Source organism: Thermophilibacter sp. ET337 (genome assembly GCF_024733715.1).
Lineage (GTDB): Bacteria > Actinomycetota > Coriobacteriia > Coriobacteriales > Atopobiaceae > Thermophilibacter.
Genome location: NZ_JANRHO010000003.1, coordinates 113,324 through 134,579 on the forward strand (window position 1 = coordinate 113,324; position 21,256 = coordinate 134,579).

Consider the following 21,256-nt stretch of genomic DNA (forward strand, 5'->3'; position numbering starts at 1 on the left):
CATGGGCACCGAGAAGTACGTGATCGCGCTCGACCAGGGGACCACCTCGTCGCGTGCCGCGCTCGTCGACCGCGCCGGCCGCATGGTCGACGTCGTCCAGCGCCCCTTCCAGCAGATCTTCCCGCATCCCGGCTGGGTCGAGCACAACCCGCAGGAGATTCTCTTCTCGCAGCTCGGCAGCTGCACGGAGCTCATCGCGCGCCACGGGCTCACCGCGGCAAACGTGGCCGCCATCGGCATCGACAACCAACGCGAGACCACCATCGTCTGGGATCCGGCGACGGGGGCGCCCGTGTGCAACGCCATCGTGTGGCAGTGCCGGCGCACGGCCGAGATGGTCGAGCGGCTCTGCGGCGCGCCCGAGATGAGCGCCACGATCAGGGCGAAGACGGGCCTTCTGCCCGACGCGTACTTCTCGGCGAGCAAGATCGCCTGGATCTTGGAAAACGTTCCCGGAGCGCGCGAGCGCGCCGAGGCGGGTGAGCTGCTCTTTGGCACCGTGGACACGTGGCTTGTCTGGGTGCTCACAGGCGGCCTGGTGCACGCGACCGACCCCACCAACGCCAGCCGCACGATGCTCTACAACATCCACGAGGGTCGCTGGGACGAGGAGCTCCTCGCCCTCTTTGGCATCCCGGCCTCGATGATGCCCGAGGTGCGCCCGAGCTCCGGCCTCTTTGGCGAGACGAGCTACCCGGGGCTTCCTGCCGGCATCCCCATCATGGGCGTGGCCGGCGACCAGCAGGCGGCCCTCTTCGGGCAGTGCTGCTTTGCGCCCGGCGAGGCCAAGAACACCTATGGGACCGGCTGCTTCATGCTGCTCAACACCGGCAGCGAGGCCCGAGCGAGCGAGCACGGCCTCGTTACCACCATCGCCGCCGCGCCGCCGAACGCCACGGACACGCAGTACGCCCTCGAGGGCTCCGTCTTTGTGGCGGGCGCGCTCATCCAGTGGCTGCGCGACGAGCTGGGCATCATTCGCACCGCGGCGGAAACCGAGGCGCTCGCGCAAAGCGTGCCGGACACCGGCGGCGTCTACATCGTGCCGGCCTTCACCGGGCTCGGGACGCCCTGGTGGAAGCCCGACGCCCGCGGCGCGATCCTGGGCCTCACGCGCGGGACCACGCGCGCCCACCTCGCGCGAGCCGCGCTCGAGGCGCTCTCGTACCAGATCTGCGACCTCGCGGACGCCATGGCCGCCGACGCCGGCGGCGCGCTCGACGTGCTCAACGTCGACGGCGGCGCCTCGGCAAACGACTTCCTGATGCAGTTCCAGGCCGACCTGCTGGGGCGGGAGCTGCGGCGCCCCGCCAACACCGAGACCACCTCGCTCGGGGCGGCCTACCTGGCGGGGCTTGCCTCCGGGTTCTGGAGCGGCACCGACGAGCTGCGTGGCCTGCGCGAGACCGACGACGTCTTCCGCCGCACGATGGACCCGTCGCGCGCGGACGCCCTTCTCGCCGGCTGGCACGACGCCGTGCGCCGCGTGCTGTAGAGAGGCGAGACGGTGGGAACGGGCACGTGACAATTCAACCTGTCCTAATTGTCACGCGCCTACCCCCTTTTGGGTCACGCTCGCCAGACGAGCTCTCCCGCGACCGGGTCAAAGTCCTCGCCCAGCCGCTCCGAGCAAAACTCCACGCACCATGCGCGCGAGAAGCCCTCGCAGCCCTCGAAGGCGCGGATGCCGTTTGCCGCGGCAAGCTCCTCGGTGTAGTCCGCCAAGCGTCGGGTGGCGAAGCCCTCCCCCTTCGCCCGCTGCGTGACCAGCGCCGTGAGCCGGCACTCGTCGACGCGCGCGCCCGCGTCCGAGAAGGACGCGCTCACCTGGGCCATGCCGCCCACCATCGTGTCCATGCGGCTCTGGCCCGAGACGAAGTTGCCCACGGACCAGAACACGGGCACCGTCCGCCCGTCCGCTGAGGCCAGCACCTCGAAGGGCTGCAAAACGTGAGGATGGCCGCCGATGATGACGTCCGCACCCGCGTCGGCGAGCGTCTGCGCCCATCCGCGCTGGTCGGCGTTGGGCTCGGCGGCGTACTCGTCGCCCCAGTGCGGGCAGGCAACGATGAGGTCGGCGCCCGCCGCGCGTACGGCGGCGACGTCGGATGCCACGAGCTCCGCGTCCATCATGCGCACGCACCAGGGCTCCGGCAGCGGGACGCCGTTCATGTACGTGGCGTAGTTGAGCACGGCGACCGTGTGTCCCGCGCGCTCGATGACGGGCCGCTCGCCGGCAGCCTCCCGGCTGTCCGCGATGCCCGTGACCAACATGCCCGGATGAGCCGAGCGCCAGTAGGCGAGCTCGGCAGCTATGCCGTCCAGCCCGCGGTCGAGCGCGTGGTTGTTGGCGTGGAGCACCACGTCAAAGCCTGCGCCGACCTCCGCGTCGCCAACCTCCTGCGGGCCGTTGAAGCTGGGATAGCCCGAGAGGCCGAGCGCCTCGCCACCCAGGATCGTCTCCTGACTCACGAGTGCGAGGTCCGCCGCCTCAACGTCATCCGCGACGTGCGCAAAGAGGTGGGCGTAGTCTCGCGTCCCATCCTCGCCAAGGCCGCTCTCCTGCACGCTCGGATGCAGCAGGACGTCGCCGACCGCAAGCAGCGTGAGCCGCTCGCCGCCCTCGGGAGGCTCCGCTCCGGACGCGTCCGCCTCCGCGTGCGCACGGTCAAAGACCGTCCCCGGTGCGCGCCCCGTCTCAGGCGCCGCCGCGTGGGAGCATCCCGCCAGCGCCCCCAGCCCCGCAAGCGCGGCAGCCGAGAAGAGCGAGCGACGTGTGAGCATCATGCGGGCCATGGGGCCCCCTTCGCAAAAGCGGACGTGAGCTCATTGTCTCACACCCCGCCCGCCACACAAAACAAGAGCGCGGCCCCGCCTGCTCGCAAAGGCGGGGCCGCGACCCAAGGAGCTCGGACGCGAGGCTACATGACGACGGTCATCATCTCGTCGCCGTGGGCGACCGCGCGGGAGCCGGAGCACACGAGGCGCTGCATCGCGTCGGGGTTGGTCACGATGACCGGCGTGTCCAGGCAGACGCCGTGCGCGTCAAGGAAGGCGCGGTCGAGCTTCATGAGCGGCTGACCGGCGCGCACCGCGTCGCCCTGGGCCACGAGCGCCGTGATGCCCTCGCCCTTGAGCTCGACGGTATCCATGCCGATGTGAATCAGCAGCTCGATGCCCAGAAAGTCCGTCCCCGCCACGCCCACGAGGCCGGTGAAGTTGGGCTCGAGCAGGGCGGCTCCGATGGCCGCGCCCACGAAGGGGTTGGCGCCGAGCTGGTTGGAGACCGTGTAGCCCAGAAGCACCGGGAAGAAGTAGAAGCAGGCGTTGCCGGCAGCCGAGAGCACCAGGTACGTGGAGCTGGCATCCGAGAGTACGCCAAAGGTCACGAGCAGCGTGAGCAGGGCCTTGACCATGCCCGAGCCGGCCATGACCGGAATGAGGGGCGAGAAGGACCCCGAGATGAGCTTGAGCGCCACATCGGCGGGGCTCTGCTTCTTCTTGGCCGCCGACCCCTCGTTCTTCTCGTCCGCGGACATGCCCGCCGCGTCGAGGACCGCGAGGTGGTAGTCATGCACGGCAGCGCCGATGACTACCTGGAACTGACCGCCGCTCACGATGACCTTGAGGACATACGGGAGCCTCTCGATGGCGTCCTTCTTCGCCTTCGCGTCATCGGCGAGCTCAAAGCGCAGCCGCGTCGCGCAGTGCACGATCGAGCTCACGTTCTCTCGCCCGCCCACGAGCGCGAGGAGCTCTTTACCTTCCTTCTCGTACTTCATGCGTTCTCTTCTTTCTCGGGGTCGGCCTAGAGCTCTTCCCCGTTGGTCTCGATGACGTGGCGGTACCAGTTGAAGCTCCTCTTGCGGAAGCGCCGGCACGTCCCGGTGCCGTCATCGTTTCTGTCCACATAGACAAAGCCGTAGCGCTTGGCGTACTCGCCCGTGGTGAAGCTCACCGGGTCGATGCAGCCCCACACCGTGTAGCCGATGAGGTCCACGCCGTCGATCTCGACGGCGGCCTTGAGCTGCTCGATGTGCGCGCGCAGGAAGTCGATGCGCTCCTGGTCGTCGACCGTGTCATGCTCGTTCAGGGCCTCCACGATTCCGATGCCGTTCTCGACGATGAACTGCGGCAGGCAGTAGCGCTCGTCAAAGGCCTTGAGGATGTAGCGCAGGCCCTTGGGGTCGATCTGCCAGCCCCATGCGTTGGCGACGAGGTTGGGGTTGTCGACCATATGCGGGTCGGAGTAGGCAGTGGACTCGGAGATGTCCGTGGCGGCGACGTGGTTGACCACGTTGCTCATGTAGTAGGAGAAGCCGATGTAGTCCACCGTTCCCGTGGCGAGGTCCTGGCGGTCGCCCTCGGTGATGTCGAGCGGCTCCGAGAGGCCCTCCCACATGCGAGGCGCATAGTGCGGGTAGGCGCCACGGCACATGACGTCGGTGAAGTAGTAGGTGGAGTGCATCGCGTCGGCGGCGAGAAGAACGTCATCGGGGTGACAGCTAAACGGGTAGATCGCGTCCGCGGCGACCATGCAGCCCACCTTGAGGCGCGGGTCGATCTGATGCGCAAGCGCCACGGCGCGCTCCGACGCCACGAACTGATAGTGCGACGCCTGGAACATGGCGCGGCGCGGATCGGCGCAACGCGAGAAACGCACGCCGGAGTTGGTCCAGCCGTAGATGTCGTTGTCGGTGTTGTACTGGTTGTTGATCTCGTTGAAGGTCATCCAGTAGCGCACGCGGTCGTGATAGCGCTCAAAGCAGATGCGGGCGAAGCGCACGAAGAGGTCGATGAGCGCGCGGCTTTCCCAGCCGCCGTACTTCTCGACCAGCGCGAGCGGCATCTCAAAGTGACTGAGCGTCACCACCGGCTCGATGCCATGCGCAACGAGGCAGTCGAAGAGCTCGTCATAGAAGGCGAGGCCCTCCTCGTTGGGCTTGTCCTCGTCGCCCTCCGGGAAGATGCGCGCCCAGGCGATGGAGGTGCGCAGGCACTTGAACCCCATCTCGGCGAAAAGCTCGACGTCGTCGCGGAACGTGTGGTAGAAGTCGATGCCGTTGTGGTTGGGATAGCGCTCCCCCTTGACCACGCCGTCCGTGATCCGGCGCGGCACGCTGTTGGCCCCGGCGGTCATGACGTCGGCCACCGAGAGCCCCTTGCCGCCCTCGCGATAGGCGCCCTCGACCTGATGGGCCGCGAGCGCGCCTCCCCAGAGGAACCCCGCTTGTAGCATACCCTCCTCCTTGTCTTGGAAACACTCGTCAACAAGGATGGTATGTGGTTATCTACCTGCGGAAATATAAGTCCGACAAGATTGGCGCAACGTTATGCGCGGACAGGGGGATCAGGCGCGCGACGCCGTGACAATGCGTCGGCGACCGGCGAGAAGGAAGTTGTGGGAGGCGTAGCTCGCGACGGTCGCGTTAACGTCGCGAGCAAAGAAGTCGACGTAGGTCGTCATGGCGATGCGCGTGGCGATGGCGTCGAGCGCCTCGGGCGAGGCCTTGCGCTTGGTCTCCTCGATGACCTGCGCCTCGAGCACGGCGAGCTTGTTGAGGGCGTTCACAGCCGGCTCGTCGCGCACGATCATGGTGCTCGCCAAATCGAGGCTCTTGAGCTCGGAGACGATATTGACCTTGAACTCGTTGTAGTTCTCGAATCCGAGCTTCTTGCAGAAGCGCAGCACCGCCGTAGGCGAGGTGAGCGTGCGGCGGGCGAGCTCGCGAGACGAGAGCTTGGTGACCTCCTCGGGGTGGTCGAGCACGTAACGAGCGATGGCCTGCTCGTTTTCCGTCAGGCGCTCCGAGGAGCGCAGCGTCTCGAGCGTCTTCACGGGACCCCCTCGGCTCGACGTCCTTCTCGGCACTAGGATAGCCGAGGCCCGGCTCGGCCGAGAAGGTCCTTGGAACAGAAGGGGCCGGCGCGCGGCCGGCCCCAGGCTGAACTAGAAGTCCGCGTTGCCCACGGTGCGCGGGTGCGGGATGACGTCGCGGATGTTGTCGACGCCGGTGAGGTACATGACCATGCGCTCGAAGCCCAGGCCAAAGCCGGCGTGCTGGCAGCCGCCGTAGCGACGCAGGTCGAGGTAGTACTTGTACTGCTCGGGCTCCATGCCCAGCTCCGCGATGCGGCGCTCGAGCACGTCGAGGCGCTCCTCGCGCTGCGAGCCGCCCACGATCTCGCCGATGCCCGGCACGAGGCAGTCCACCGCGGCAACGGTCTTGCCGTCGTCGTTGAGGCGCATGTAGAAGGCCTTGATCGCGGCCGGGTAGTCGGTCACGAAGGTCGGGCGCTTGAAATGCTCCTCGGTGAGGTAGCGCTCGTGCTCGGTCTGCAGGTCAGAGCCCCAGTCGACCGGATACTCGAAGACGTGGCCGGAGGCGGCGGCATCCTGGAGGATCTGGATGGCCTCGGTGTAGGTGACGTGGGCAAAGTCCGAGGTGGCCACGTGGGTGAGGCGCTCGATCAGGCCCTTGTCCACGAACTTGTTGAAGAACTCCATCTCGTCCGGGCAGTGCTCCATCACGTAGTTGATCACGTACTTGAGCATGTCCTCGACGCATGCCATGTCCCCGGCAAGGTCGCAGAAGGCCATCTCGGGCTCGACCATCCAGAACTCGGCCGCATGGCGACGCGTGTTGGAGTTCTCGGCACGGAAGGTGGGGCCAAAGGTGTAGACGTCGCCAAAGGCCAGCGCGAAGTTCTCGGCCTGGAGCTGGCCGGAGACGGTGAGGTTGGCGGCATGACCGAAGAAGTCCTGGGACCAGTCGATCTGGCCCTGCTCGGTGCGCGGCGGGTTCTCGAGGTCGAGCGTGGTCACGCGGAACATCTCGCCCGCGCCCTCGGCGTCGGAGGTGGTGATGATCGGCGTGTTCACGTAGACGAAGCCGCGCTCCTGGAAGAACTGGTGGATGGCGAAGGCCGCCACGGAGCGCACGCGGAAGACGGCGCGGAAGAGGTTGGTACGGCTGCGCAGGTGCTGCTGGGTGCGCAGGAACTCGCGGGTCTGGCGCTTCTTCTGCATGGGGTAGTCCGGCGCGGAGGCGCCCTCCACCACGATGGTCGCGGCCTGGAGCTCAAAGGGCTGCGGGCGATCCGGCGTGAGCGCGAGCGTGCCCGTGACCACGAGGGCCGAGCCCACGCCCGTGGCGGCGATCTCGTCATAGTTGGCGAGCTTCTCGCGGTTCATGACGACCTGCAGGTCCTTGAAGCAGGAGCCGTCGTTGAGCATGACGAAGCCAAAGTTCTTCATGTCGCGGACCGAGCGGACCCAGCCCGCCACGGTGACGGTGGTGCCGCCGATCTGGTCCATGTCGGCAAAGAGCTGAGAGATGTGGGTGCGTTCCACGGAGGTTCTCCTTTTGCGAGACGAGGTTCTTCTCGATATGCCGGTCTAACTCTAGCGCAACGCGCGTGACGGCGCTTGCAGGGCCCGTGGCAAAGGAGCGTCGTGACGCCCGACTGGTAATCTTGCGTGACCAATTATGAGGAAATTGGTCATGTGAGATTACCAGTCTTGGAGTCAGAGGCCGGTCGCATCGCGCAGGTGCCCGCGTGGAAGTGGCTTCTCTCGGACGATGCGGGCGCCGCGGACAAGTAGAATCTAGTTACGCATACGACGCGGCTCGGCCGCCGGAAGGAGAGCATATGGAAGCCTACAAGCGCGAGTTCATTGAGTTCATGGTCGAGTCCAACGTCCTGAAGTTCGGTGACTTCACGCTCAAGAGCGGGCGCAAGTCCCCCTTCTTCATGAACGCCGGCGCCTACGTCACGGGCTCCCAGCTCAAGCGCCTGGGCGAGTACTACGCCCACGCCATCCACGATAACTTTGGCCTGGACTTCGACGTGCTCTTTGGGCCGGCCTACAAGGGCATCCCGCTGGCCGTGACCACGGCCATCGCCCTGCACGAGCTCTACGGCAAGGAGGTCCGCTACTGCTCCGACCGCAAGGAGGAGAAGGACCACGGCGCCGACAAGGGCGGCCTGCTCGGCACCAAGCTCGTCGACGGCGACCGCGTGGTCATGATCGAGGACGTCACCACCTCCGGCAAGTCCATCGACGAGACCTACCCCAAGGTGACCGGCGCCGCCAACGTTGAGATCAAGGGCCTCATCGTGAGCCTCAACCGCATGGAGGTCGGCAAGGGCGGCGTCGTGACCGCCCAGCAGGAGATCCAGGAGAAGTACGGCTTCCCCGTGGCGAGCATCGTGAGCATGGCCGAGGTCGTCGAGGCGCTCGACGGCACCGTCATCACGCCCGAGCTCAAGGCCGCGATCGACGCCTACTACGAGCAGTACGGCGTCAAGTAGCGCGCGACGAGAAGAGATGAGGAGGGCGGGCCGCCAGCAAGCTGCGCTGGCGGCCCGCCCTTTCTTTCAATCCGTCCCAGGTCGAGGGCTACTCCGCCAGGCTCGTCGCCCAGACGCAGTCCTCGGGCATGCGGGCGTTGCCCGCCGCGACGTCTGCCGGAATGCGACTGTCGAGCGCAAAGAGCTCAGAGAGCGTGACGAACTCGTAGCCCTGGCTCTGGAGCTTCTCCAAGATCTTGGGCAGGGCCTCGAGGTCCTGGTCGCGGTTGCCGCCACCGTCGTGCATGAGGATGATCGCGCCGCTCCAGATGCCCTCGGTGCAGTTGCTCACGATCGTGTCGACGCCCGGGAGCTCCCAGTCGAGGCTGTCGAGGTTCCAGATCACGGACGCCGAGAAGTTCCCGCCCGAGTTGACCCATGTCTGGGCGTCGAGCGAGCCGTACGGCGGGCGCAGCGTCGTGGTGTCACCGCCGCCCGCAGAGGAGATCGCGGAGAAGGCGTCGCCGATCTCGGAGCGCAGCGTGTCCGTGTCGATTGCCGTGAGCTGCTCGTGGTTTTGCGTGTGGGAGCACACCTGCGAGCCCTGGGCCTTGATGGCCTGCACGAGATTCTCGCGTCCGGGAATCTGCGAGCCCAGGCAGAAAAACGTCGCGCGGGCACCATGCTCGCTCAGGATGTCGAGGTAGCGCTGGGTGTAGCTGCTGGGGCCGTCGTCGAAGGTGATGGCGACGACCTTGCGGTTGCCCTCCGGGCGCGGGTTGATGCTCTCGAGCTTGACGTTTTGGACGGGCTCGATCACCTCGCCGGCGACCGTCTCGCCCGAGACGTCCCCGACCGTGAACTTCTGCCTGCCGACCTTGCCGTACTGGGAGACAAAGGTGATGGCACCCACGGAGTCGGCGGGCTCGAGCTGGGGCTGGACCTCGCGCTCCTCCTCGTGGGAGGCCTCGACGACGTCGGTGCCGTCACCGATGGTGATCGACTCGTTGCCCGAGGCGCGGAAGGACGCGGCGGCGCCCTCGTCGAGGGTCTCGCCGTCGACCGTGGCGGTGAACGCGGTCCCGCCGCCCTCCTCGAGCAGGTTGCCTCCAACCGAGACGAGGTTGCCCGCCTTGGGGGAGATGCCCTCGTCCTCCATGATCTGCTCGAGCGTCGCGCTGGCGCTCACGTCCACGCCCGTGCCGTTGACGATCACGCGCACGGTGCGGTTGAGCCACATCCAGACGCCGCCCCCCACGATGGCGGCGATGACGAGCAGGGCGAGAACCGCAACCAGACGGCTCTCGCGCGAGGAGCGCCGCGGCTGGCGCGGCCGACGGCCCGGTTGCTGACGACGGGAGGGAGTCTGCGCGCGCAGGTGCGGGGGCGCCACGCGCTGCTGACGGGGATAGTAGTTCTCGCTCATGTGATTCCGTCCGTTCGCGCGGGGACGAGAAGTGCCTTGTGTGGTGTGATTTCCCGCGCCACCCACAGCCTACCATCTTGGACCGCCGCCGTCCGTGACGTTGGCGTCATGTAAACCGAGGGTGACATCTGGGCGCCACCGGTTGGGAGCTTCTGTTAATTGGGGACAGTCCCCAACTTGCTGCTAATTGGGGACTGTCCCCAATTAGCAGAGAGTCCCCGATTGGCAGAAGACTCGAAGGCCTACAGGCGCGAGACGAGCTCCTCGGCGGGACGGCGCTTGAAGTGCATCGCCGCGGGCTCGTCACCCTCCGCGGGATAGCCGAGCGGGAAGAGCGCCACCAGGTCATAGCCTGCCATCTCGGGGAAGGCCTCTTTCACCGCGGGCGCGTCGAAGTGGCCGACCCAGGTGGTCCCCAGCCCAAGGTCGTGCGCGGCCAGCATGATGTGGGTGCCCACGATGGACGCGTCCACGTCGGCGAAGTTACGTCCGTCGTACTTGCGCACCCACGCCTCGTCGGGAGCGGCCCCCAGCACCAAGATCACGCGCGCCCCAAAGGAGAAGCGCGTGAGCCCGGAGAGGCGCTCCACGGCCTCGGGACTCTCCACGACCCAGAGGTGCCACGGCTGCTTGTCCACTGCGGTGGGCGCGGCGACGGCGGCGTCGATGAGCGCCTGGACCTTCTCGTCCTCCACGGGCCGGTCGGCGAATGCGCGACAGGAGTAGCGATCGTGCGCGAGCTGCAGGAAATCGGTCATGGGGACTCCCTCCTCTTGGTGGACACGTCGAGTATACCCGCGACGCACGGGGTAGAATGGAAGGCCCGCGAACGGAGGAGCACGCATGGCAGACGCATCCGCAGCCACGACCATCGATGAGGGGCCCAACGCCCCCGGCTCGCTGGGGAGGCTCATCCCCTGGCCGGACGAGTCAACCTATCCCAACATCCCCGCCGAGGAGGCGCTCGACCTCTTTTTGGGCTGGGTCGAGTCTCGCGGCATCGAGCTCTGGCCCCACCAGGAGGAGGCGCTTCTCAGCCTGGCCGCCGGCGACCACCTGATCTTGGGCACGCCCACGGGCTCGGGCAAGTCGATGGTGGCGCTGGGCATGTGCTTCATGAGCGTGTGCACCGACCGACGGGCCTACTACACCGCCCCCATCAAGGCCCTGGTGAGCGAGAAGTTCTTTGACCTCGTGGAGCTCTTCGGCCGCGAGAACGTGGGCATGATCACCGGAGACGCGGCCATCAACGCGGAGGCGCCGATCATCTGCTGCACGGCGGAGATCCTCGCCAATCAGGCCCTCCGCGAGGGCGAGACGTGCGACGTGGGCTGCGTGGCCATGGACGAGTTCCACTTCTACGCGGACCCGGACCGCGGCTGGGCCTGGCAGGTGCCGCTGCTCACCCTCCCCCACGTGCAGTTCCTTCTGATGAGCGCCACGCTGGGCGACACCTCCTCCATTGCCGCCGCGCTCTCCGAGCACACGGGAGGGCGCACGGTGGACACGATCGCGGACGCACCGCGCCCCGTGCCGCTCTCCTACGAGTTCGTGGACACGGCCCTGGAGGGCACGGTGGAGCTCGCGCTGCGCGCGGGCGAGGCGCCGCTCTACATCGTGCACTTCGCGCAGGACGCGGCGCTGGCGAGCGCGCAGTCCCTGGCGAGCTACGGCGTCTCCACCAAGGAGCAGCGCGAGGCCATCAAGGAGGCGATCAGGGGCACGCGCTTCACCACCACCTTTGGCAAGACGCTCCAGCGCCTGCTCGGCTGCGGCGTGGGCGTGCACCACGCGGGCATGCTGCCGCGCTACCGCCTGCTCGTGGAGAAGCTCGCGCAGCAGGGCCTGCTGCCGGTCATCTGCGGCACGGACACGCTCGGCGTAGGCATCAACGTGCCCATCCACACCGTGGTGCTCACCGCGCTCTCCAAGTTTGACGGACGCCGCATGCGCCACCTCAACGCGCGCGAGTTCCACCAGATCGTGGGCCGCGCCGGACGCGCCGGCTTTGACACCGAGGGCCACGTCATCGCTGAGGCCACCGAGTACGACATCGAGAACGCCCGCGCGCTCGCCAAAGCTGGCGGCGACCCCAAGAAGGCGCGCAAGATCAAGACGAAGAAGCCGCCCGAGGGGTTTGTGGGCTGGAACAAGCAGACCTTCGAACGCCTGGAGGCGGCCGTGCCGGAGCCTCTGCGCCCGCGCATGAAGGTCACCCACTCGATGGTGCTCGCCGAGGTCGAGCAGGGCGGCGACGCCTGGGCGCGCGTGCACAAGCTCATCGAGGACTCCGCGCAGCCGGCCGAGGAGAAGGCCGCACTTGCCACGCGCGCCGACGAGATCTTTGCCACGCTGCTCGACGCCGGCGTGGTCACGCGCGAGGAGGGCCTCGAGGGCGACGTCTGGTCCACCACCGTGGACCTGCCGGACGACTTTGCCCTCGACCAGCCGCTGTCACCGTTTCTGCTCGCCGCGCTGGAGCTTCTGGACCCCGAGTCGGAGACCTACGCGCTCGACGTCATCTCCATGGCAGAGGCCACGCTCGAGGACCCGTTCCAGATCCTGCGCGCCCAGCAGCGCGCCGCGCGCGACCGCGCGATGTCCGAGATGAAGGCCGAGGGCATCGAGTACGACGAGCGCATGGAGCGCCTGCAGGAGGTCACCTGGCCCAAGCCGCTCGAGGAGCTGCTCGACGCCGCCTTTGCCGAGTACTGCGAGAAGGTTCCCTGGGCGCGCGACTTTGCGCTCTCCCCCAAATCCATCCTGCGCGACATGGTGGAGACGGCGAGCGACTTCAAGGAGTACGTAGGCCGCTACGGCATCGCGCGCTCCGAGGGCCTGCTGCTGCGCTACCTCTCCGAGGCGTTCCGCGCCCTCGACCGCACCGTGCCGCTCGACAAGCGGGACGAGCGCCTGAACGACATCATCGCGTGGCTGGGACTTGTGGTGCGCACGGTGGACTCCTCGCTCGTGGACGAATGGGCCGCCGCCGGGGAGAGCTCCGCCGAGGGGCTCGACGCGGCACCGCCGGCCGCCGACGAGGTCGTGCGCGACCGCCGCGGCCTCACGCTGCTCGTTCGAAACGCCCTCTTTGCCCGTGTGCGGCTGGCGGCGTTTGGCAACGTGGACGAGCTGGGCAAGCTCGACGCCGACTGGGGCTGGCGCGCGCCCGTGTGGCAGCGCGCGCTCGATCGTTTCTACGAGGAGCACGAGGAGATCGTGCTCGACGGTGACGCGCGCTCGACCGCGTACTACACGATCGACGAGTCGGACGAGAAGACCTCCCATGTCTGGCGCGTGCACCAGATCTTCCGCGACTCCGATGACGACCGCGACTTCGGCATCTGGGGCGACGTGGACCTCGACGCCACGCAGGACGAAGGCGCCGTGGTGTTCTCGAGCTACCGCGTGGGCTTCGTGGACGACGAGTAGCGGATCACGACGGGTCGGTGCGGAGCATCCCTTTCCGCGCCGACCCGTCGGTGCGCTTCGGATGGAACATTCTCGCGTTGTAGGCAGTTTTTTCGAGCGGTCCCGATAGCCTGCCTTGCATCAACAATATTTCCGCAGGTAAGAGGATCGTCGCTTCGATATCCACTGGGGCCTCTTCTAAAAAACTGCCTACAACGTGAGCTTGGGCAATTTGACGGGCATTGTTCCTCGGAATAGGCGCGCCTCCGGATCGGTCAAGCGAGCATACAGGTCTTTCTGAGCGGCGCGCTCGTCAGCAGTATAGGACCTCTGCTCAATGCCAAACCGCTCCCTCACCATCCAGATGAACGTCTCAAACTTCTCGAACGTTCTCATCTGTCCCCAAGTTGCAGAGACTGTCTTGACCCCCATTGCCTCGAGAACGTTTCTACGCGCCTGCGTATGGTCGTAGCGATACTTTCCCGTATGGTACTCATAACTGTCGTATTCAATGTTTCCGCGAACAGACGGTAAGTAGATGTCCCCCTTGAAGTACTTTTCCCCTACGAGAGGACGAAGTCTCTCGTCAACGTCGATGCGCTGGTTGGCGACTATTTCCGGCATTGCCCAGCCACCATGCTCCGGGGGGAGAACAAAGGTGAGCGCCAGCAGGATTTCCATCGGGGAAGCCGTGCAGGGGACTACATATTGGAGGGCCTTCCGGGCAACGACGAGCCCGTGTACCTTCGAGAGAGAGTCGAGACACGTCCCCATCCTTTCTGGCAGAGTGAGGGTCTCTCGTTTTCCGGCATAATCTCTCCCCTTATCTGATATTGCGAACTCCGCACACAGATGACAACCGATTTCGACCATCCTAGTGAAGTCGCTTGTTGACGCGAGCTGCAGATATGTGAGCTCGGGAGAACAGACGCAGTTTGTGCCCGAAAGCTCGAAGAGCGATCCCGAGGGGAGGCCCGCCTTCCACACATGGGTGACAACGCTCTTGAGGTGGCGCTGGCTGGAGCGATCGGGAACGAGCACGTGCAGCGGGACATCCTCGGAGTAGCCAAAGGGGAGATGCGCTTCCTTAATCTCACTCATGTTTGCGCTCGCCCAGGCAAGATTCTTTCTCTCAGAACCGTTGGGAATGCACTCGTCCCCCGTCTTCGTAAGCCAGTAGCGCAACGCAGACTCATGACTCAAGCAAATTGGCATGTCTACCTCCCAGCTTGATGGGCTCGTAGGAGGCATCCTAATGACAGCGCCGATTTCCCGTCTGCCTCTCCTCTGCACGGGAGCTTCCCTCAATCTGCTACCCCAGCTAAATCGGTCAGGACAATTCACTGAGGCGTCGCGGAGGCGGAAATTGTTTCGGTGAGAGGCGCCCGTTTCGGGGCGTGCGGCTGTTGTAGGCAGTTTTTTGAAAGAGCCCGAGTACAGAGGCAGACCGCAAAGCCTCAGCCTGCACTTTCTCGGCGCATTATGCGTCTCTACAGTACCCTGCCCGAAAAAACTGCCTACAACAGTGGGGGCGCACAGCCCCACTTCCTGCGCACCCCATGGGTAGTAAAGTTATAAGTTAATTTCTAGCCCTCAAAAGGCACCACGTGGGCAACGGCGTCAGCCGGCTGGATGCGCGAGCCACCGTTGTCGAGGTCCACGAGCACGTAGCGGTCGTTGCCCATGCCGAGCTCCTTCATGTAGGAGAGCTGGCGCAGGCCGTGGCGGGTCTCCATGCGCTCCACAAGGGCGTGGCGGTCCTCCTCCCTCATGGCGTAGACCAGGTCGACGCAGGCCTGGTCAATCGCGAGGATGTCCGTGGAGGCGAGGATGCCCACGTTGGGCGTGACCACGGGCTCGGCCGCCGTGCCCTCGCAGTCGCAGGAGACGGACATGTTGCGCATCACGTTCACGAAGGTGATGCGCTCGCCGAAGTGGTCGCACACGGCCTTGGCCGACTCCATCATGCGCTCCATGAACTCCTCGTCCGAGATGTCCCACATGTCGTCGGAGCCGGGCGTGGTGTGAATCTCCTTCTTGCCGATCTTGCCGTCGGCGCAGCCGATGCCGATGTTCTTGGCCGAGCCGCCAAAGCCGCCCTTCGTGTGCCCCTTGAAGTGCGTGAGCACGAACAGGGAGTCGTAGTCGGCCAGGTGCGAGCCCATGTGCACCTCGTCGAACCACTTCCCGCCCGCCACGGGAAAGGGCGTAGCACCGTCCTCGTCCATGATGTCCACGGGCGCGAAGGTCCAGCCGTTGACCTCGAGGGTCGCGCGGTGCTTCTCGGTGGTGTCGCGGTCACCGGCGTAGTAGCTGTTGGTCTCCACGATGGTCGCGTCCGGGAGGTCGGCCTTCAGGAGCTCCGCCACCCACGGGCGCGGGATGATGTTGGGCCCGTGCTGCTCCCCGGTGTGGAGCTTGACGGCCACCTTGCCGGAGACGTTACCGCTCACCTGCTCGTACGCGCGGCGCAGGCCCGCCGCGGAGAGGTCGCGCGTGAAGTAGACGATCGACTCGTTGCCGCCGCGCTCCTCGTAGGGGACGTAGCGCTCGCCGCCGGTGCCGGGCTGCGGGTTCTTCTCGGCCATGATGCCTCCTTGTTTAGAGTTCCTGTGACTCGTAGTATACACTTTAGAGACGTATCGTCACTTGTTTTTCGGCAAACATGAGGACGCCCCGTCAGCAGGCATCGACGGAGCGTCCTCGAAAGAAGAGAGGTTCGGCGCGGCGCATGGCAGAGTCCGCCCCGAAGGGAGGTGGCAGCGGGTACTAGCCCCTGACCTCGCGGACCAGCGCGGCGGCCTCGCGCGTGAGCTCGAGCATACGGTCAAACGCGCCGGCACGGATGAGGTCGGGCTTGACCATCCAGGTGCCGCCGCAGGCAAGAATCGCGGGACACTCCAGATACTCGCGGAGATTGGCGGCGGAGACGCCGCCGGTGGGCATGAAGCGGTGTCCCACAAAGACCGAGGCCAGGGCCTTGATCGTGGCGAGACCGCCGTACTGGGCGGCCGGGAAGAACTTGGTGACCGCAAGCCCCTTGTTCACGAGCGCCGTGACCTCCGTCGGCGTGACGCCCGCCGGCAGCACCGGCACCTCGTTCGCAAGGCACCAGTCCACGACCTCCATGTTGTAGCCCGGGCTCACGATGTAGCGAGCCCCGGCGTCGACGGCGCGACGCGCCTGGTCGAGCGTGAGCACCGTGCCCGCGCCCACGAGCAGCTCGGGACACTTCTCGCTCATCTCGTGGATGGCGTCCGCGGCGCAGGCGGTGCGAAAGGTCACCTCGGCGGAGGGCAGGCCTCCCTCCACGAGCACGTCCGCCACCGGGAGCGCGTCCTCCACGCGGTCGAGCACGACCACCGGGACCACACCGATCTTCTCGACCTGCCGATAAAAGCCGTCCATGTAGCTCATTGCCATCCCTTCCCCCAAACGTGTTTGCCTTGAGTCTAGCGCGCCACGCGACCCCTTTGTCGTTGTGCCCGATCGGCGCTATGGCGTAACATTATTTACTCGATATTCCACGCGGCGGCAGGAGGAGGCGCATGGCCGAGAACCTCGAGAGCGCTCAGGGCGCCCACGCAGACGACCCCATCTTCCAGCAGGAGCAGGCTCACCTCTCCGAGCTCTACGCCAAGCTGCTGCAGATCCGCGACGAGATCTCCGAGGACCTCGAGAGCAACCACCGCGGCGCCAAGCAGGACCTCATCGACATGTCCGAGGAGGTGCGCCTGGACTTTGGCGGCGCGGACGAGACCATCGAGACGCTCGCCGCCATCGAGACGCTCAACTCCGTCATCGACGCCTACAATCAGTACCACGACTTCAACGTGGACAAGCTGCGCCGCGTGATGCTTCTGCTCATGCAGCCCTACTTCGCGAAGGTCACGCTCGAGATGCGCCCGGGCCGCCCGCCGCGCGACGTCTACATCGGCGCCGCGGGCATGACCGACGAGCGCAGCCGCCCGCTCGTGGTGGACTGGCGCTCCCCCGTCGCCGAGACCTACTACAACCAGGAGATGGGCCCCACCTCCTACCAGGTGGACGGCAAGACCCGCACGGTCAACCTCACGCTGCGCCGCCAGTTCGACATCGTGCGCGACCAGCTCAACATGTACTTCGACACCACGATCGCGATTCAGGACTCGCTGCTCCTGGGCGCCCTCAAGAAGCGTCACACCGAGAAGCTCCAGGCCATCACGGCCACCATCCAGCACGAGCAGAACGAGGTCGTGCGCCATGACGACGTGCCCGTCCTTCTCGTCAACGGCATCGCGGGGTCGGGCAAGACGTCGGTGCTGCTGCAGCGCATTGCGTTCCTGCTGTACCGCGAGCGCGCGACGCTCTCCCCGGACCAGGTGTGGCTCTTCACGCCCAACACCGTCTTCGAGAGCTACATCGACACCGTGCTGCCCTCCATGGGCGAGGCCAACCCGCAGACCGTGACCTGGCGCGCGTTCGTGGAGGCGCAGGGGGCCGGCGAGCGCGACCTGGGCCTCGACACCGACCCGGCCTCGCTGCGCCGCCTCGAGGCCGCAGCCGCCGACCTCGTGCTCGAGGCTGACGACCTGCGCGAGATCCGCGAGGGAGACGAGGTGCTGCTCAAGCCGGGGCAGATCCAGGGCGCCGTCGAGAAGTTCTCTCAGTTCCCGGTGGGACCGCGCTTCACCGCGCTCGTGAAGGACGAGCTGCACAGCCGCCTCGAGCGGCGCTTCACGCAGATGTCCAAGAGCGAGGAGCTGCAGGAGGAGATGCTCGAGATGGACATCGAGCAGCAGGTCGAGGTCTTTGGCGAGACCATCTCCCCCGACGACGAGGCGCAGACCATCGAGTACGCGCGCCGCCTCGTGGAGTTTCGCTACGCGGGCGCGCACGAGCGCATCGAGCGGCTCGAGTGGCTGCGCTTTGACCGAATCGGCATGCGCATGCTCGGCGCCAACGCGCTCTCCGCGACGGAGTGGCTGTTCCTGCGGCTCCTCTTTACCGGCACGGGCGACAAGAGCGCGCGCTTCGTCATGGTCGACGAGGTTCAGGACTACACCGAGGCCCAGCTCATGGTGCTTGCGCGTCACTTCTCGCGCGCGCACTTCCTGCTGCTGGGCGACGAGCACCAGGCCATCTTCGAGGGAACGGCCACCTTCGACCGCATCGCGGAGATCTTCCGCGAGACCCACGGCAGCGTTGACGAGTGCCGCCTGCTCACGAGCTACCGCTCCTCCCCGGAGATCACGGCGCTGTTCACCGGGCTTCTCGAGAAGGACGAGCAGCTGCGGCTCACCTCGGTGCAGCGTGCGGGCGTGGAGCCCGTCATCCGCTCGTTCGACGACCGCGAGGAGTACCTCGAGGCCCTGCGCGCCGCGGTGGCCGAGCCCGGCGAGGGCCTCACCGCCGTCGTGGCCGAGAGCGACGCGCGCGTGAGCTGGCTTGCCAAGCAGCTCGGCGACACCGTGACGGTCCTGGGCAAGCACGCGGCGCTGCCCGCGGAGGGCGTGGTCCTGCTGCCGCTGCGCGTGGCCAAGGGCCTGGAGTTCGACCACGTCATCGTGCCCGACGCGCAGGCCGAGGTCTACCCTGACGCCCCTCTCGCGCGCCGGCGCCTCTATACCGCGCTCTCCCGCGCCATGCACCGCGTGACCGTGCTCGCCCAGGGGCCGCTCACCCCGCTTCTGCGATAACGGCACCTACCGGCTGGAGCTGACAGTCACGTCAGGTTGACAGTCACGTCAGGTTATATTGTCACGCCTCAGGCGCGTGACAATATAACCTGACGTGACTGTCAACTCGGCGACCGCAGGGAACGTGAGACAATAGGGCAACAACCGGCGCAGGCGAGGAGGTCCCATGTTCAGCCCCTTCCGCAGCGAGCAGGGCACGCCCAAGACGATCGCCGAGGTCGACTACGCCGACCTCGAGCAGCTGCGTGACCTCGAGGAGGGCTTTGCCCTCGAGCTCAAGCAGACCTTCTCGCCGAGCGTCCGCCGCAAGATCCCCAAGATCGTGGCCTCGTTTGCCAACTCGCGCGGCGGCTGGCTCGTCATAGGCGTCTCCGATGCCGAGAAGGACGTGTGCCCCGTGCCCCGTCCCGGGGCCGACGTGAGCCAGGTCATCGGCGAGCTCTGCCGGCGCCACGTCTCCCCCGCGCCGCGCTTTGTCGCGCGCTTCCTGCCCGACCCCGCCAACACCGAGCAGGGCGTCATCCTGGTGCAGGTCCTCGAGGGGGACTTCCCGCCCTACGTGGCCGACGGCATCGTGGAGATCCGCGAGGGCTCCACGTCCGGTCCCGCCGCGGGCTCCGCGCTCGTCGACCTCTACGACAAGGCCACGCGCCGCCGGCTCGAGGTGCGCGCCTTCTGCAAGCGCACCGTCTACTACCCCATGCCCGACGCCCGGCGCAAGGAGCTGCCGCTCTTCAACCTCTACCTCTTTAGGATGGGGCGCGACTCCGAGGAGGCCTTCTCGCGCGACCGCTCCAACGAGACCGCTGCAGCGATGCGCGTGGCGTTTGGACAGCAGGGGCTCGACTGCCGCATCCAGCACGCCCACGACAGCCTCGTCTTTCGCATCCCCGCACGCGACGAGACCGTGGTGCCTCACTCCGCGATCGAGCTCTTCCCGGACGAGTCGATGAAGCTCTCCGTGCCGGCGGTCCTGCTCGAGGGGCGGGAGCGCGACCGGGCACTTGCCACGATGACGCGCCGCGCGCTCTTCCCGCCCGCCGAGAGAGCGCGCCTCATCGACGCCGCGGCGACGCTCAGCCGCGTGAAGCGCATGGCGACCTTGCTCGATCGCTACGTGCGCGTGCGCGACATCCCCTGGCAGGAGTATGCCGTCGCCTACGAGCTCGAGAACATGGCAGGCGTGACCCTCTGGTCCGACGACGAGACCTATCTCCGCTATGCCGAGAAGCACGGCGTTCTCTACTGCGCGACCACCGACTGCCTCTCGCGCGTACGCTATCTCAGCGACGGAGCGCACGACACCTTCCGCGCGCGCCAGTTTGCGGGGAGCCACTTCTTCGAGGCCTGCGGCCTGCCGCTCGGCTCGCCCGATCCCGAGGACAACGAGCTCGTGGACGCCCTGCTCCGTTCCTGAGCCTGTGAATTGGGGACAGTCCCCGTGCGGTTGACGATCACGCCAAGTTGACAATCACGTCAGGTTATATTGTCAACCGCACGGGCTGACAATCACGTGTGGTTGACAATATAACCTGACGTGATTGTCAACCTATGCGTAGCGACGCGCCATCGCCACCGTCTCGTCCAGATACCAGCCACCAAAGAGCACGCAGTGCAGAAGCAGCGGCGCCAGCTGGTGGAGGCCCACGCGCTCCCGCCAGCCATCCGCAAGTGGCGAGGCCTCGTCATAGCCGAGAAGAACCTCCTCCAGCAGCGGGTGCCCAAAGAGCGCGAGCATCGCGAGGTCCGTCTCAGCATGGCCGCCGTAGGCCATGGGGTCGATCAGGACGCTGCCCGTCGGTGCGGCACGATTGCCGTCCCAGAGCACGTTCCCGGACCAGAGATCGCCGTGAAGGCGTGCGCAGGGCACGCCCGCCGCACGCACGAGCTCGGGCTGCGGCGCATCAAACTCCCCTGCCGTCAACCGCGCGGCCACCCGCTCAAAGAGCCGCAGTTCAGATGGGCCAAACTCACCGCTATCGACAAGGCTGCGCACGTAGTTCATGACGCGATGCTCGGCGAAGAACGCGCCCCAGCTCGCCGCGGCATCCTCGCGCGCCACGTAAGGCGTGCGGGCGCGCCCGCACCACGGCTCTCCCGTCCAGCCCTCCGGGGCGCAGCCGTACCACGACGCGCCCGCGGCATGCATGCGCGCCAGCGCCGCGCCCGTGCGCCGAGCCGCCGCGACCGAGGGCGCCCCGGTCCTCACGCGCTCCTCGACGAGCTGGTCCTCGCTCACGCTCAGCACGCGCACGACGCGGACCCCGCCGTTCTTCTCGGCCTCCGCAAGCCAGCGCAGCGCCGCCGCCTCACCCGGAAGGTTGTCCCCGTACCCAGCGGCCTTCACGAACGTCTCCTGCATCTCCGCCCCCTTTGTGCAGCTTTTCTAGCCTCCTGAGGTCCACGGGTACAATAGTGCCCCAAGCAGACGACCGAAAGGACCATC

Annotated in this window: 16 protein-coding genes; 5 read left to right on the top strand and 11 right to left on the bottom strand. The window is 66.6% G+C overall.

From position 1 onward, the window contains the following. Position 1 precedes the first annotated feature (1 nt). Positions 2 to 1,495 carry a glycerol kinase GlpK gene (gene glpK, locus NW198_RS04080; RefSeq protein ID WP_258340110.1) on the top strand — a complete coding sequence of 498 codons (1,494 nt, stop codon included), beginning with the start codon at positions 2 to 4 and terminating at the stop codon, positions 1,493 to 1,495. 74 nt (positions 1,496 to 1,569) lie between these two features. On the opposite strand, the gene NW198_RS04085 is transcribed toward glpK, so the two are convergent. The 5 genes from NW198_RS04085 to asnS all read right to left on the bottom strand — a co-directional run bounded on the left by NW198_RS04085 (position 1,570) and on the right by asnS (position 7,354). Next, on the bottom strand, positions 1,570 to 2,796 hold the full coding sequence (locus NW198_RS04085; RefSeq protein WP_258340111.1) for a CapA family protein: 1,227 nt from the start codon (positions 2,794 to 2,796) through the stop codon (positions 1,570 to 1,572). 125 nt (positions 2,797 to 2,921) lie between these two features. Continuing rightward, the gene (locus NW198_RS04090; protein WP_258340112.1) at positions 2,922 to 3,782 is read right to left on the bottom strand and encodes a PTS glucose transporter subunit IIA; all 861 of its coding nucleotides are present in this window, start codon (positions 3,780 to 3,782) and stop codon (positions 2,922 to 2,924) included. A 26-nt stretch (positions 3,783 to 3,808) separates the two neighbouring features. After that, positions 3,809 to 5,239, bottom strand: a complete 1,431-nt coding sequence (locus tag NW198_RS04095; protein ID WP_258340113.1) for a 6-phospho-beta-glucosidase — start codon at positions 5,237 to 5,239, stop codon at positions 3,809 to 3,811. Positions 5,240 to 5,350: 111 nt separating this feature from the next. Further along, a complete protein-coding gene (locus NW198_RS04100) occupies positions 5,351 to 5,839 on the bottom strand; it encodes a MurR/RpiR family transcriptional regulator (protein ID WP_258340114.1) in 489 nt (162 codons plus the stop codon). Positions 5,840 to 5,950: 111 nt separating this feature from the next. After that, complete coding sequence (gene asnS, locus NW198_RS04105; protein WP_258340115.1) at positions 5,951 to 7,354, bottom strand: asparagine--tRNA ligase; 1,404 nt, start codon at positions 7,352 to 7,354, stop codon at positions 5,951 to 5,953. Between the two features lie 299 nt (positions 7,355 to 7,653). On the opposite strand from asnS, the gene pyrE reads away from it, so the two are divergent. After that, on the top strand, positions 7,654 to 8,316 hold the full coding sequence (gene pyrE, locus NW198_RS04110) for an orotate phosphoribosyltransferase (protein ID WP_258340116.1): 663 nt from the start codon (positions 7,654 to 7,656) through the stop codon (positions 8,314 to 8,316). Between the two features lie 88 nt (positions 8,317 to 8,404). Here pyrE and NW198_RS04115 read toward each other — a convergent pair whose 3' ends face one another. After that, positions 8,405 to 9,721, bottom strand: coding sequence for a polysaccharide deacetylase family protein (locus NW198_RS04115; protein WP_258340117.1), 1,317 nt, complete (start codon positions 9,719 to 9,721; stop codon positions 8,405 to 8,407). A gap of 242 nt (positions 9,722 to 9,963) precedes the next feature. Next, entirely contained in the window at positions 9,964 to 10,479 is a 516-nt protein-coding gene (locus tag NW198_RS04120; protein ID WP_258340118.1) for a nitroreductase family protein, read from the bottom strand. 85 nt (positions 10,480 to 10,564) lie between these two features. On the opposite strand from NW198_RS04120, the gene NW198_RS04125 reads away from it, so the two are divergent. After that, a complete protein-coding gene (locus tag NW198_RS04125; RefSeq protein WP_258340119.1) occupies positions 10,565 to 13,153 on the top strand; it encodes an RNA helicase in 2,589 nt (862 codons plus the stop codon). A 189-nt stretch (positions 13,154 to 13,342) separates the two neighbouring features. On the opposite strand, the gene NW198_RS04130 is transcribed toward NW198_RS04125, so the two are convergent. The 3 genes from NW198_RS04130 to eda form a co-directional block, all read right to left on the bottom strand. Next, positions 13,343 to 14,233 carry a hypothetical protein gene (locus tag NW198_RS04130; protein WP_258340120.1) on the bottom strand — a complete coding sequence of 297 codons (891 nt, stop codon included), beginning with the start codon at positions 14,231 to 14,233 and terminating at the stop codon, positions 13,343 to 13,345. A 485-nt stretch (positions 14,234 to 14,718) separates the two neighbouring features. Next, positions 14,719 to 15,720 carry a DUF362 domain-containing protein gene (locus NW198_RS04135; protein WP_258340121.1) on the bottom strand — a complete coding sequence of 334 codons (1,002 nt, stop codon included), beginning with the start codon at positions 15,718 to 15,720 and terminating at the stop codon, positions 14,719 to 14,721. Between the two features lie 181 nt (positions 15,721 to 15,901). Further along, positions 15,902 to 16,549, bottom strand: a complete 648-nt coding sequence (gene eda / locus NW198_RS04140; RefSeq protein WP_258340122.1) for a bifunctional 4-hydroxy-2-oxoglutarate aldolase/2-dehydro-3-deoxy-phosphogluconate aldolase — start codon at positions 16,547 to 16,549, stop codon at positions 15,902 to 15,904. 131 nt (positions 16,550 to 16,680) lie between these two features. Between eda and NW198_RS04145 the strand changes: the two genes are divergently transcribed. After that, complete coding sequence (locus NW198_RS04145; RefSeq protein ID WP_258340123.1) at positions 16,681 to 18,810, top strand: ATP-binding domain-containing protein; 2,130 nt, start codon at positions 16,681 to 16,683, stop codon at positions 18,808 to 18,810. A 166-nt stretch (positions 18,811 to 18,976) separates the two neighbouring features. Further along, entirely contained in the window at positions 18,977 to 20,227 is a 1,251-nt protein-coding gene (locus NW198_RS04150) for a helix-turn-helix domain-containing protein (RefSeq protein WP_258340124.1), read from the top strand. A gap of 132 nt (positions 20,228 to 20,359) precedes the next feature. Here the strand turns inward: NW198_RS04150 and NW198_RS04155 are convergent, their stop codons facing one another. Next, complete coding sequence (locus NW198_RS04155) at positions 20,360 to 21,172, bottom strand: fructosamine kinase family protein (RefSeq protein WP_087314806.1); 813 nt, start codon at positions 21,170 to 21,172, stop codon at positions 20,360 to 20,362. Positions 21,173 to 21,256 lie beyond the last annotated feature (84 nt).

What these genes read in the sequence shown, in the direction of transcription:
- glpK (WP_258340110.1), top strand. Translation starts at nt 2, where the DNA reads ATGGGCACCGAGAAGTACGTGATCGCGCTCGACCAGGGGACCACCTCG.
- NW198_RS04085 (WP_258340111.1), bottom strand. Translation starts at nt 2,796, where the DNA reads ATGGCCCGCATGATGCTCACACGTCGCTCGCTCTTCTCGGCTGCCGCG.
- NW198_RS04090 (WP_258340112.1), bottom strand. Translation starts at nt 3,782, where the DNA reads ATGAAGTACGAGAAGGAAGGTAAAGAGCTCCTCGCGCTCGTGGGCGGG.
- NW198_RS04095 (WP_258340113.1), bottom strand. Translation starts at nt 5,239, where the DNA reads ATGCTACAAGCGGGGTTCCTCTGGGGAGGCGCGCTCGCGGCCCATCAG.
- pyrE (WP_258340116.1), top strand. Translation starts at nt 7,654, where the DNA reads ATGGAAGCCTACAAGCGCGAGTTCATTGAGTTCATGGTCGAGTCCAAC.
- NW198_RS04115 (WP_258340117.1), bottom strand. Translation starts at nt 9,721, where the DNA reads ATGAGCGAGAACTACTATCCCCGTCAGCAGCGCGTGGCGCCCCCGCAC.
- NW198_RS04120 (WP_258340118.1), bottom strand. Translation starts at nt 10,479, where the DNA reads ATGACCGATTTCCTGCAGCTCGCGCACGATCGCTACTCCTGTCGCGCA.
- NW198_RS04125 (WP_258340119.1), top strand. Translation starts at nt 10,565, where the DNA reads ATGGCAGACGCATCCGCAGCCACGACCATCGATGAGGGGCCCAACGCC.
- NW198_RS04130 (WP_258340120.1), bottom strand. Translation starts at nt 14,233, where the DNA reads ATGAGTGAGATTAAGGAAGCGCATCTCCCCTTTGGCTACTCCGAGGAT.
- NW198_RS04135 (WP_258340121.1), bottom strand. Translation starts at nt 15,720, where the DNA reads ATGGCCGAGAAGAACCCGCAGCCCGGCACCGGCGGCGAGCGCTACGTC.
- eda (WP_258340122.1), bottom strand. Translation starts at nt 16,549, where the DNA reads ATGAGCTACATGGACGGCTTTTATCGGCAGGTCGAGAAGATCGGTGTG.
- NW198_RS04145 (WP_258340123.1), top strand. Translation starts at nt 16,681, where the DNA reads ATGGCCGAGAACCTCGAGAGCGCTCAGGGCGCCCACGCAGACGACCCC.
- NW198_RS04150 (WP_258340124.1), top strand. Translation starts at nt 18,977, where the DNA reads ATGTTCAGCCCCTTCCGCAGCGAGCAGGGCACGCCCAAGACGATCGCC.
- NW198_RS04155 (WP_087314806.1), bottom strand. Translation starts at nt 21,172, where the DNA reads ATGCAGGAGACGTTCGTGAAGGCCGCTGGGTACGGGGACAACCTTCCG.